The organism is Pedococcus sp. P1_H8 (genome assembly GCF_056405175.1).
On the sequence record NZ_JBFUCP010000007.1, the window covers coordinates 154,957 to 166,805 of the forward strand.

Annotated in this window: 11 protein-coding genes; 3 read left to right on the top strand and 8 right to left on the bottom strand. The window is 71.8% G+C overall.

The window, feature by feature from the left end; genetic code table 11:
• Positions 1 to 2 precede the first annotated feature (2 nt).
• From AC1DYG_RS11800 to AC1DYG_RS11810, 3 genes are read right to left on the bottom strand one after another with little or no spacing between them, the layout of a single operon-like run.
• On the bottom strand, positions 3 to 308 hold the full coding sequence (locus AC1DYG_RS11800; protein ID WP_477640051.1) for a PqqD family protein: 306 nt from the start codon (positions 306 to 308) through the stop codon (positions 3 to 5).
• Positions 301 to 561: a hypothetical protein gene (locus AC1DYG_RS11805; protein WP_477640052.1), complete on the bottom strand. Its 261-nt coding sequence runs from the start codon at positions 559 to 561 to the stop codon at positions 301 to 303. The genes AC1DYG_RS11800 and AC1DYG_RS11805 overlap by 8 nt, the downstream gene beginning before the upstream one ends.
• The gene (locus AC1DYG_RS11810; protein WP_477640053.1) at positions 558 to 1,418 is read right to left on the bottom strand and encodes a hypothetical protein; all 861 of its coding nucleotides are present in this window, start codon (positions 1,416 to 1,418) and stop codon (positions 558 to 560) included. Before AC1DYG_RS11810 ends, AC1DYG_RS11805 begins: the two co-directional genes overlap by 4 nt.
• An 89-nt stretch (positions 1,419 to 1,507) precedes the next feature.
• Here AC1DYG_RS11810 and AC1DYG_RS11815 point away from each other — a divergent pair, with 89 nt between their 5' ends.
• Complete coding sequence (locus AC1DYG_RS11815; protein ID WP_477640054.1) at positions 1,508 to 3,163, top strand: tyrosine-protein kinase domain-containing protein; 1,656 nt, start codon at positions 1,508 to 1,510, stop codon at positions 3,161 to 3,163.
• A 12-nt stretch (positions 3,164 to 3,175) separates the two neighbouring features.
• Here AC1DYG_RS11815 and AC1DYG_RS11820 read toward each other — a convergent pair whose 3' ends face one another.
• Positions 3,176 to 4,726: a S10 family peptidase gene (locus AC1DYG_RS11820; RefSeq protein ID WP_477640055.1), complete on the bottom strand. Its 1,551-nt coding sequence runs from the start codon at positions 4,724 to 4,726 to the stop codon at positions 3,176 to 3,178.
• Between the two features lie 50 nt (positions 4,727 to 4,776).
• Here AC1DYG_RS11820 and AC1DYG_RS11825 point away from each other — a divergent pair, with 50 nt between their 5' ends.
• Together AC1DYG_RS11825 and AC1DYG_RS11830 are read left to right on the top strand one after the other, a co-directional pair.
• Positions 4,777 to 5,580, top strand: coding sequence for an exodeoxyribonuclease III (locus AC1DYG_RS11825; protein WP_477640056.1), 804 nt, complete (start codon positions 4,777 to 4,779; stop codon positions 5,578 to 5,580).
• Positions 5,581 to 5,679: 99 nt separating this feature from the next.
• A complete protein-coding gene (locus tag AC1DYG_RS11830) occupies positions 5,680 to 6,666 on the top strand; it encodes an SMP-30/gluconolactonase/LRE family protein (RefSeq protein WP_477640057.1) in 987 nt (328 codons plus the stop codon).
• Between the two features lie 6 nt (positions 6,667 to 6,672).
• Here AC1DYG_RS11830 and galK read toward each other — a convergent pair whose 3' ends face one another.
• From galK to AC1DYG_RS11850, 4 genes are read right to left on the bottom strand one after another with little or no spacing between them, the layout of a single operon-like run.
• On the bottom strand, positions 6,673 to 7,836 hold the full coding sequence (gene galK / locus AC1DYG_RS11835) for a galactokinase (RefSeq protein WP_477640058.1): 1,164 nt from the start codon (positions 7,834 to 7,836) through the stop codon (positions 6,673 to 6,675).
• Complete coding sequence (gene galT, locus AC1DYG_RS11840; RefSeq protein WP_477640059.1) at positions 7,833 to 9,047, bottom strand: galactose-1-phosphate uridylyltransferase; 1,215 nt, start codon at positions 9,045 to 9,047, stop codon at positions 7,833 to 7,835. The genes galK and galT overlap by 4 nt, the downstream gene beginning before the upstream one ends.
• A complete protein-coding gene (locus AC1DYG_RS11845) occupies positions 9,044 to 9,856 on the bottom strand; it encodes a DeoR/GlpR family DNA-binding transcription regulator (protein WP_477640060.1) in 813 nt (270 codons plus the stop codon). The genes galT and AC1DYG_RS11845 overlap by 4 nt, the downstream gene beginning before the upstream one ends.
• Positions 9,856 to 11,841 carry a beta-galactosidase gene (locus AC1DYG_RS11850; RefSeq protein ID WP_477640061.1) on the bottom strand — a complete coding sequence of 662 codons (1,986 nt, stop codon included), beginning with the start codon at positions 11,839 to 11,841 and terminating at the stop codon, positions 9,856 to 9,858. The genes AC1DYG_RS11845 and AC1DYG_RS11850 overlap by 1 nt, the downstream gene beginning before the upstream one ends.
• Positions 11,842 to 11,849: the final 8 nt, after the last annotated feature.

The following is an 11,849-nucleotide window of genomic DNA, read 5'->3' on the forward strand; positions in this document are numbered from 1 at the left end:
GCTCAGTCGGTCGTCATGGAGCGATCAGGCCGAACGCGCGACACCAGCCCTCGTGACTCCAGCTCGGTCAGGAACGCCACCACGTCTGGTTCGACTTCGGCAGCAGGGATGCCGAAGTCAGCCGCGACACGGTCGAGGACCTGCGCAGTCGTCGACTGGTGGTTCAGGGCTTGCCAGATGGCGTGTGCCGAACCCTCCATGACGAAGGGTCGGGCGGTCTGGGGAGTGGCCAGGTCGAGCACCACGACCCGCCCCGGTGACTCGACCACGGCAACGTCGGGGTGGCGGCGCCACACGGTGTCAGTCAAGTTCCACCAGCCCCTGGGCCGCCAGCGTCCTGAGGGCCACGTCGGTGGACACGACGGCATCGACACCCTCGGGCGCCGGGCCGAAGGTTTCGAGCAGCACGTCGACGAGCTCCGAGGCCGGGGTCCAGTCGGGGCACGCGTCGAGCAGCGTCGTGGCCAGTGCCGAGAGGCGCACCACGTCCCGTCCGACCAGCACGACGGCCTCACCGTCCCGGTCCACCCGGTCCAACGCCGGCAGGTAACGCGCCCTCACGGCGTCCCACCCACGATCTCGTCCACCACCGGCTCGTCCGCCAACAACCCGTCCACCACCCCGGCCACGTCGGCCGACTCCCGATAGGTGATCCGATGCACACCACCGAGCGACTCACACAGCGCCGCCAGGCGCTGCAGTGGTCGTGCCATCTCGGGCAGGTGCGAGGTCTGGGGCACCAGGGCAACCAGGGCATCGAGGGTGGGCAACGTCTCGACGATCGGCCCGCCCTCGTGGGTCGGGTCACGCTCGAGCAGGCAGAGTGCCGCGAGCTGCACGCGGCGAGTGGGTGCCTCGAGGCCGACTGCACTCGGCGGGGTCTCGTTCTTGAAGAGGCTGTCGGGGGTCCGGCGGATGGACAGCGGCTTGGGATAAGGCACGACCGTGCGGTCGTCCAGCACCACGGTCGTCTCGTCGGTGACGTACCAGCGACCCGGCGCCACGGTGCTGACCAGCGTCGTCTTGCCGGTGCCGCCCCGGGCCACGAAGGCCGCGGCAGCGCCGGTCAGCGGGTCGGCGATGCAGGCGGCGTGCAGCATGAGGCACTCGCCGGCACGGGCATCGATGGCAGACAGGGTGATCCGCTGGGTCAGGACCTGCAGCAGGTCCTCGAGCTCGCGGCGCGACACGGCGCCGGCGGCATCCGCCGCGGCCCAGGCGTCGGGGTCGCTGTCGAAGACCACCTCGACGGTGACCTCGCCGGTCGCGCGGCCCGGAGCGGTGCAGAACTCCCACAGCCGGGGCAGCCGGTCCAGGACCTCGGTGGCCCGGTCGCCGCGCACCCGCACCTCGACGTGCACGCCGAAGGCGTCCACGACGGCGCTGTGGCTGGAGGTCGCCAGTTCTGCTGCGGTCACAGGCCGCACAGTAGAGCAGTCCGCACCACCGCACCCGGCAACCGCAATCGGGTGGCCGCGCGCGTCGACACCGCACCCCAGGAGCCACGGTGGAACTGACCGACTACCTCAGGGTGCTGCGGGCCTACTGGCGCGGCGTCGCAGCCTTCGTCCTCCTCGGGGTGGCCGTCGCCGCCGGGGTCAGCCTGGTCCAGCCCAAGGTCTTCCAGGCCGACGCGAGTGGTTTCGTCAGTGCGGGCACCACGAACTCGGCCGGCGAGGCGTCCGTCGGGGACAGCCTGGCCAAGTCGCGGGCGGCGTCCTACGTCGATTTGGCGCAGTCCCGCGCCACGGCCCAGACGGTGATCAGCGACCTCGGCCTCGACGTCGCGCCCGCAACGCTGATCGGCGCAGTCTCGGTGTCACAGCCCCTCGACACGGTCCTGATCAAGATCAGCGCCCGCGCCTCCACCCCACGCTCGGCCCAACAGCTGGCGGACGCGTGGGTGCAGGCCCTGAAGCAACAGGTGGACCAGGTCGAGAACCCTTCCGGGTCCTCCAGCCAGGCCCTGCGGATCGTCCCGATCGAGTCCGCTGCGCTGCCCTCCTCACCCGTGTCGCCGAACACCACGCGGAACGTCGGCCTCGGGTTCGTGGGCGGTCTGCTCCTCGGCTTCGCGTATGCCGTGGCGCGCAGCCAGCTCGACCGCAAGCTCCGCCGGGCCGAGGACGTGGAGCGCGACTTCGGGGTCACCGTCGCCGCCACGATCCCGGCCAGCCCCGCCATGGTCCGCAAGCGCGGTGCGCTCGTCCCGCTGGTCGTGGGCCACCCCCAGGTGAAGGACCCGGTGCACGCCGCCGAAGCCTTCCTCAAGCTGCGCACGAACCTGCAGTTCATGGACATCGACAACCCGCCCCGCGTGATCGTCGTGACCAGCCCGCTGCCCGGGGACGGCAAGTCCACGATCGCGGCCAACCTCGCCGCGGCGCTGTCGATGTCGGACCGGCGCGTCGTGCTCATCGACGGCGACCTGCGTCGGCCCGTCGTGGCCGAGTCCTTCGGCCTGGTCGAGGGTGCCGGACTCACCGACGTCCTCATCGGCCGGGTCGACTTCGCGGACGTGGCGCAGCCCGTGGCGTCACTGCCCAACCTGACCGTCCTCGCGGCTGGCGGCATCCCGCCGAACCCGAGCGAGCTGCTGGGGTCCAAGGCGATGCGCAGGCTGCTGGACTGGCTGGCCGACAGCGGGTACGTCGTGATCGTCGATGCGCCCCCGCTCCTGCCTGTCACCGACGGCGCGGTGCTCACCGCGGCGGCCGATGGTGCACTCGTGGTCGTGACTGCCGGTCGGACCCTCGACACCCAGCTCGGGGCGGCGCTGGCCAGCCTGCAGGCGGTGCAGGGGCACACCCTGGGGGTGGTGCTCAACCGCGTCGAGCCCAAGGCGGCGGGCAGCGGCTACTACGGCGGCTACTACGGCACCGAGAAGCCCGACAAGGACCCGCGTCAGGCCACGCCGCGCCGCAGGCCGGAGCACCAGCCCGCAGGCAGGCCGGAGCAGGGGTCGGCACGAGGGCCGGAGCACGCGCCGGTGCGGCCGGTCGAGCCAGTTCAGGCGGTCGAGGCGGCGCGGGCGGCGGCCGAGGGGGTCAAGGCGGCTCAGGCGGCTCGACCCAGCAAGCCTGCTCGCGGGGCGCGGCAGGGCAGGCCGAACGCCGTGGCTCAGCAGCAGCGCGGCCCATCGGCGGCCGGCGCGCGTCGCTGAGAGCGTCCCTGCTCAGCCAGCCGCGGTCCCGCTGGAGCTGATCACGAACGCAGCGAGGTCCTGCGACTGCTGGAGCCGGCTCGGCTCGTGGACGTACATCATGTGTCCGGCCTCGTAGTACGCGTGCTCGATGTTGGCCCGCAGGGACTCCGGGATCTCCAGGTGGGCCACGACGTCCTGCGCCCCGTAGTAAGGCGTCGCCCCGTCGTGGTAGCCGTAGGCGATGTGGACCCTCAGGTGGGGGTTGCCACGCATCGCCCTCGCGAGCTGCGAGCTGACGTCGATCGGCTTGCCCTCGAACTCCTTGAACGACCACTCGGTCGATGCGAGCTCAGAGATCTGCGCGTAGGGCAGGTCGTTCTCGTAGCCCAGCTCGTCCCGCACGTAGTAGTTCCAGGCGGCGGCATAGGGACCGCTGATCGCGTCGTGGGACGGATCTGCGTCCCACTTCTCGGCGTTGCCGTGCACGAGCTGCCCCGTGAACCGCGAGTCGAGCCGGCCGACCGCCAGGCCCTGGTCGCGCAGCAGCTCGGTGAAGAACCGGACGTGCTCGACCCTCAGGTTGGCCCGGTCGACGTACTCCTCGGACAGACCGATCAGCGCGGCGAGGCGGCTCACGTGCTCGGCGCGCTCGCCGGCGGTGAGGCGTGACCCCCGTGACAGCGCCCACGGGTAGTCGCGCGCGGCATACTCCTCCGCCTCGGTGAGGACCGTCCTGAGCGACTTGCGCCCGTGCTTGCCGTGGTGGTGGGCGGTCGCGGCGTAGGTCGGGAGGTAGTCGACGTGGGCCCGGTCGTTGCGGAACTCGAAGTCGACCGTCGCGAGGTCGAGCACCGAGCTGATCAGCATGATGCCGTTGACGTAGAGGCCGTGGCGGGTCTGCAGGTGCTCGGCCAGGGCGGCGGCCCGGATGGTGCCGTAGGACTCGCCGGCGATGAACTTCGGTGACAGCCAACGGTTGTGGCGGGTGGTCCACAGCCGGATCAGCTCGCCGACACTCTCGATGTCGGCCTTGAAGCCGTGGTAGTCCTTGGGCTTGCCACCCTCGACGGCGCGCGAGTACCCGGTCGACACGGGGTCGATGAAGACGAGGTCCGACACCGCGAGCAGCGTCTCGGTGTTGTCCAGCAGGCCGTAGGGCGGCGGGGTCGGGTTGCCCACGTCGCCGGAGTCGACCCGGCGCGGGCCGAGCAGACCGAGGTGCAGCCACACCGAGCTGGAGCCCGGTCCGCCGTTGAACGCGAAGGTGACAGGGCGCGTGGTGCCCTTGGGGGCGTCGAGGACGTAGGAGGTGACGCTCAGCTCGGCCTTGGCCTTGTGCCCCTTGAACACGCCGTCCTCGAAGACCTCCTCGCGCAGCACGATGCGCCCGGCCGTCGCCGTGTAGCGCAGCGTCCTGCGCCCGATCTTGAGGGTATGCCGCGTGGTCACCAGGTCGTCCTTCGGCGGCACCGGTGGTGCCTCCGCGTTGGGCTTGTCGGTGGGTGACTCGCCCCGGGCCATGGGGGAGGACTCCGCTGGGGTCGTGGGCGCGGGTGAGGTCTGGGTGGACTCGTCGGGCATGCGTCGCACCCTAGTGCGGGCCGCCGACGGGTGGCACGCACAATGGCCGGATGCGCGTGATCTCGGCCAACGTCAACGGTATCCGGGCCGCCGCCCGCCGCGGGGGCATGGAGTGGCTGGCCCGGCAGCAGCCGGACGTGCTGTGCCTGCAGGAGGTGCGCGCGACTGACGACCAGCTCCGGGAGGCTTTGGAGCTCGGCGGTTTCGGTGGGTGGCACGTGGCCCACACCGAGGCGGAGGCCAAGGGGCGGGCCGGCGTGGCCGTCGTGAGCCGGGTCGAGCACGCCAGGTCCCGGGTGGGGGTGGGCCCGCAGGAGTTCGACGGTGCGGGGCGCTGGGTCGAGGTCGACCTGGCGACGCCGATGGGAACGGTCACCGTCGCGTCGACCTACGTGCACACGGGGCACGCGGGTACCCCACGGCAGGAGGAGAAGCTCCGGTTCCTGGACGCCATCGGCGCCCGGCTCGATGCCTGGGCGATCTCCGGCGCGATGGCCGTGGTCACCGGCGACCTCAACGTCGCGCACCGTGAGGACGACCTCAGGAACTGGAAGGGCAACCTGCGGAAGTCGGGGTTCCTGCCCGAGGAGCGGGCTCGCTTCGACACGTGGTTCGCCGCCGGTGAGTGGGTCGACGTGCACCGTGCCGCCCATGGGCCGGGTCCGGGCCCCTACACCTGGTGGTCCTGGCGCGGGCAGGCGTTCGACAACGACTCGGGCTGGCGGATCGACTACCAGCTGGCCAGCCGACCACTCGCGGAGCGCGCGGCGAGCGCCACGGTCGGACGCGCCGCGGCCTACGACCAGCGCTGGTCCGACCATGCTGCCGTGACGGTCGACTACGACCTGGACTGAAGGTCCGGTGACTGGGTCCTAGTGCAGGTGGCGGATGCCTGGACGGGGGTCCCGTGGTAGCCCGTAGGGAGGGCAGGGACTCCCACGGAAGAGGTCGTCATGCATCACAAGTCCGCCGTTGCCGCCCTGCTCGCCGCCGCCTGCCTCAGCCTCGGGGCCGGAGCGGCCCCGTTCCCCTCCTCCATCGACCTGCCTCGCGACTTCGCGCCGGAGGGCGTGGCCGTCGGTGGTGGGAACACCTTCTACGCCGGCTCCCTCTGGGACGGCGACATCTACACCGGTGACCTGCGCACCGGCGCCGGGCGGATCCTCGTGGACCGCCCGCCGACCGGCCAGGGGGCCAATCCGGCCGACACCCCACCGGGGATGCAGGCCGCCGGCATGAAGGTCGACGGTGACCGGCTCTGGGTCGCCGGTGGGCTGAGCGGCCGGGTGTTTGCCTACGACACCGGGAGCGGCAGCACGCTCGCGGACATCGCGGTCGCGCCCCCGGGCACGGTCCTGCTCAACGACCTGGTGGTGACCGCGGGAGCCGTCTACGTCACCGACTCGTTCTCACCCCGGCTGTTTGTCGTGCCGCTGTCGCCGAGCGGTGCCGTTGGTGCACCTCACGCGCTGGCGGTCACCGGGCCCGCCGGTGCGAACCTCGGCTTCCCCGGCCTCAACGGCATCGACGCCACCGAGTCGGGCAACCTGCTCGTCGTGGGCCACACGCTCCTCGGTGGCATGTACACGCTGGACCCGGTCTCGGGTGTCAGCGCCGCGATCGACCTGCCGGAGGGAGCGGTGCCTCCCGGCGTGTCCGACGGGATCCTGCTGCGCGGCCGGACCCTGTGGGTCGTCGAGAACTTCGCCAACCGCATCGTGGAGCTTGACCTGTCCAGCGACCTCTCCGCGGGGTCGGTGGCGCGGGTGATCGACAACGACGCGGCTGGCGGACTGTTCCGGATCCCGACCACCATGGCCCTGCGTGGGGACCGCCTCGTCGCGGTCAACGCCCGGTTCGACCTGGGCTTCCCGCCGCCCCTCGGAGCGCCGGCGCCGCGGGGTACTGACTACGACGTCGTCCAGGTGCCCGCGCAGTGACCCAGGTCAGGAGTCGCGGGCCGCGCTCGCCGAGGCGGTCACGGTGAAGCAGTCAGGGGCACGGAAACCCTTGGCCGCAAAGGCGTCCTCCACGGCGGCCTGAACGGCCGCGGCCCGGCCTGCGGCGACCAGGGCAATGGCCGAACCCCCGAAGCCACCCCCGGTCATCCGCGCGCCGAGTGCACCCGCGCCGACCGCCGACTCCACCGCCGTGTCGAGCTCCGCCACGGAGATCTCGAAGTCGTCTCGCATCGAGTCGTGCGAGGCCCGGAAGAGATCGCCCACCGCTTGGAAGTCGTTGCTCCGCAACGCAGCCGTGGCCTCCTCGACGCGCGCGATCTCGGTGACGACGTGACGTGCCCGTCGGCGCAGCAGGTCGGAGGACAGCGCGGACAGCCGGTCCTCGAGGTCGTCGGCCGACACCTCGCGCAGGCTCGGGACGCCGAGCTCGCGGACGGCCGCCTCGCACGACGCGCGCCGCTCGGCGTACTGGCCGTCGACCAGCGCGTGCTCCGCACGGGTGTCGACCACGAGCAGGGCGAGCCCGTGCGCCGACAGGTCGAACGGCACCTGCTCGGTGTGCCCGTCCCGGCAGTCCAGCAGCAGGGCGTGACCGGCGCGGGCGAGCAGCGCGGCGGACTGGTCCATGCCGCCGGTCGGCGCCAGGGCGATGGTGTTCTCCGCGTCGATGCAGGCCACCGCCAGCGTGGTCCGGCCGATGTCGCCGGACAGCAGGCCCAGTTCGAACAGGTCCGACGCCGCCGCGCCCACGGCACACTCCAGGGCTGCCGAGCTGGAGAGCCCGGCACCCAGCGGCACGCGGCCGTCCACGGCCACGTCGAGGCCGGTCACGGCATACCCCGCCTTGCGCAGTGCCCACGGCACCCCCGCGACGTATGCCGCCCACCCGCCCGGGCGGCCGGGGGCCACGTCGGCGAGGGTCGCCTCCACCACGCCGTCGGCCTGTGCCGACACGATGCGCACCAGGTCGTCGTCGCGCCGGCGGGCGGCCGCGAACGTGCGCTGGGGCAGGGCGATCGGCAGGCAGAGGCCGCTGTTGTAGTCGGTGTGCTCCCCGATCAGGTTGACCCTGCCGGGGGCTGACCACACGCCTGAGGCGTCGGAGCCGAACGTGGTGCGGAACAGCTCGGCTGCCGCATCGGCCGTCACAGTGCGACCTCGGACGGCACGACCTCGGAGGGTGCGCTCTCGGACGGCACGACCTCGGAGGTCGCCACTTCGTGCCGGGCCACGTCGCGGAGCCGGGCCGCGACCTGCTCGGGCGGCACGTCGTTGACCCAACCGCCGACGCCCGACTCCGAGCCGGCGAGGTACTTGAGCTTCTTGGGCGAGCGAAGCACCGACATCACCTGGAGGTGTAGTCGTGACACGTCGCGCCCCTGGCGGGTGGGGGCCTGGTGCCAGCCGGCGATGTAGGGCAACCGGATCGGGCTGCCGTCCTTGGCGACGTAGTAGCGGTCCAGCCGCTGCAGGAGGTCGAGGTAGACGCGCGCGAGGTCGTCGCGCTCGGCATCGGTGAGCGAAGGCAGGTCCGGCACGTCGCGGCGTGGTGCGAGGTGCACCTCCACGGGCCACCGCGCGGCGAACGGCACGTAGGCAGTCCAGTGCTCGGTGTCGATCACCACCCTCTCCCTGGCCTCCCGCTCGGCGGCCAGGATGTCGGCCCCCAGGAGGCGACCAGTGCGTGCGTGGTGCGCGGTCGCCTGAGCCAGGATGGCGGCAGATCGTTGTGGCACATAGGGATACGCATAGATCTGGCCGTGCGGGTGGTTCAGTGTGACGCCGATCTGCTGGCCGCGGTTCTCGAAGCAGAAGACCTGCTCGATCTCTGCGACCGCCCCCAGCTCCGCCGTGCGGTCCGCCCACGCGTCGACGACGGTGCGGGCCCGCTCCGGGGTGAGGTCGGCGAACGTCGACTCGTGGTCGCTGGTGAAGCAGACGACCTCGCAGCGGCCCAGCGCGGGCCGGCTCTGGAGGAGGTCGCCACCGCCCCCGTCACCGCGCCCGTCACCGGCCGCCGCGGAGACGGCCGGCGCGGAGACGGGGGAGTACGAGGGAAACCGGTTCTCGAAGACCACGACGTCGTAGGCCGACTCGGGCACCTCCGAAGGGACGCTGCCAGCCCCGGTCGGGCACAGGGGGCACTCGTCCTTGGGCGGCAGGAAGGTGCGGTTGCTGCGGTGCCCTGCGACGGCGACCCAGTCGCCGACGAGGGCGTCGTGACGGATCTCGCCCGACGCGGCCCGATCCCCGAGCGGCCGGGTGTCCTCGGCGGTGCGCTCCGGCGCCTCGGGGGAGTCGTCGAAGTAGATGATCTCGCGTCCGTCGGCGAGCTGACGGCTGGTGCGCCGCGCGGTCATGCGTGGGTCCTCTGCGAACGCGGTGTCCGCGTCGTGGCAGCGGTGGCCAGGACCATCTCGACCCCGGCGTCGGTGACGGCCCTGCGCGCCCGGGGGGTGAGTCCCGGGTCGGTGACCAACAGGTCCACCGAGGACAGCGGGATGATGGTGCTGAGGCCGACGGTGCCCCACTTGGTGTGGTCGGCGAGGACGCAGACCCGGCGCGCCGTGTCCACGAGGGCCTGGTTGGTCTCGGCCTCGACGAGGTTGGGGGTGGTGAGGCCTGCTCGTGCGTCCATGCCGTGCACGCCGAGGAACAGCCGGTCGACGTGGAGCATGCGCAGCGCGGCGACGGCGACGGGGCCGACGAGAGCATCGGACGGCGTGCGCACCCCGCCGGTGAGCACCACCGTCTGGCCGGGCGTGCCCGACTCGTGCAGGAGCTGCGCCACGGGGACGGAGTTCGTCACCACGGTGAGGTCCGGGACGTAGCGGACGGCGCGGGCGAACTCGTAGGTCGTCGTCCCGGCGGAGATGCCGATGGCAGCACCGGGCTCGACGAGCTGGGCCGCGGTCTGGGCGATGGCGTGCTTCTGCGCCTGCATGAGTGCCGACTTGGCGGTGAACCCGGGCTCCTCGCTGCTGCGCCTGCCCATGGCCAGGGCCCCGCCGTGGACGCGTTCGACCAGGCCCTCCGTCGCGAGCTGCTCGATGTCGCGACGCACGGTCATGTCCGAGACGCCCAGCTGGTCGACGAGCTCGGACACCCGGACGGCGCCGCTGTCCTCGACGAGGCCGAGGATCGTGGCACGGCGCTGGCTGGCGAGCACTATCCCTCCCTGATGACGGCGACCGCACCAGCGGCCAGAGCGGTGTCCGGTCCGAACGGACGGTCGGCGACCAGGTCGTGCCCGGTCACGGCGACGTGCTGCTCCCGGTCGGTGTCATTGACGAGGAACAGCCAGGCCCCATCATCGCTGGTGCGTCGGACCGCCTCGACACCGACCGGCACGTCGGCCGCAGGGGCCACGCCGGCCGCGCTGATCACCGAGTCGAGCAGTGACCCGAGCCCGGAGTCGTCGAGCAGCGTGCTGAGGTACCACGCCGCACCCGACCCGACGTCACGGCGGGTGACCGCTGGGCGTCCCGCGAGCGGTCCGTCGACGTACCTCTCGAGCACCTCGGCGTCGACGGCGGTGACGTCCTCGCTCCACCGCCGACCGGTGCGCCCGCCGACGGACACCGCGTCGCCGTCCATGAGGGGGAAGAACTCCTCGACGCGCACCCCGAGCAGGTCGCGGAACCCACCCGGGTAGCCGCCCAGCCGGACGTGGTCGTTCTCGTCGCTGATGCCGGAGAAGAAGGTCACCAACACCTGGGCCCCCGCCTCCGCCGCGGCCGCCACGGCGGCCGCGTGGTCGTCGCTGACGAGGTAGAGCGTCGGGACGACGACCATCTTGTATGCCGTGAGGTCGGCGCTCGGGTGCACGACGTCGGTCGTGACGCCGCGGTCCCGCAGCAGCCGGTGGATCGCATGCGCAGTCGTCCCGTAGCCGAGCTCGCTCGACGGCATGGCCGGACCGGACGCGGCCCACTGGGCCTGGTAGTCCCAGAGGATCGCCACGTCGGCCTCGACCCGCGACCCGAGCACTTCGCCGAGCCGTCGGGCCACCTGGCCCAGCTCGACCACCTCGCGGAACCGCGCGCTGTCACGACCAGCGTGCGGGACCAGCGCCGAGTGGAACTTCTCGGAACCGGAGAGCGACTGTCGCCACTGGAAGAAGCCGAGGGTGTCGGCACCACGGGCCACGTGCGCCAGGCTGTCCCGCAGGGTCTGCCCGGGCGCCTTGGCCGGGTTGACCGGCTGCCAGTTGACCGCGCTCGTCGAGTGCTCCATGAGCATCCACGGCGCCCCACCTGCGAGGCCGCGGGTGAGGTCGCCGCTGAAGGCCAGCTCCGCCCTCGGGTGCTCGAGGGTGTTCACGACGTAGTGGTCCGTGCTGATGACGTCCTGCTCGGCCGCCCACTGGTGGTAGTCGAGGTGGTCGAAGTGGGCGAGCGTCATGAAGTTCGTGGTCACCGGGACGCCCGGAGACAGGTCGGCGAGGATCGCCTTCTCGCTGCGGTGGAAGTCGAGCAGGGTGTCGGACTGGAACCGCTTGTAGTCCAGCACGTGCGTGGGGTTGCCGAACGTCGTGGTCAGCCGAGGCGGCAGGATCTGCTCCCAGTCCGTGTAGCGCTGGCTCCAGAACGCCGTTCCCCAGGCGTCGTTGAGGCGCTCGAGGGTCTCGTGGCGGCGCTGCAGCCACACCCGGAAGCCGGCGGCGCAGGTGTCGCAGTAGCAGGGGATGTTGTGGCAGGCGTACTCGTTCGAGACGTGCCACATCGCCAGGGCGGGGTGCTCGTGGTACCGCTGGGCGAGCTGGGTCGTCAGGGCAAGTGCGTAGTCGCGGTAGACCGGCGAGCTCGGGCACCACGCCTGGCGGCTGCCCGGCCAGAGCGTGTGGCCCTCGTGGTCGACCGGGAGGATCTCCGGGTGCGCGGCCGAGAGCCACGGGGGAGGGGTGGCTGTCGCCGTGGCCAGGTCCACAGCGATGTCGTTGGCATGGAGCAGACCCATGATGTCGTCGAGCCAGGCGAAGTCGTACTCGCCCTTGGCAGGCTCGAGCCACGACCAGGAGAACACTCCCAGGGTGACGAAGGAGACCCCCGACTCGCGCATGAGCTCCATGTCCTCGGACCAGACCTCACGCGGCCACTGCTCGGGGTTGTAGTCGCCACCCAGGGCGATCCGACGGCTCGGCCATGAACGCATGGGCGTCA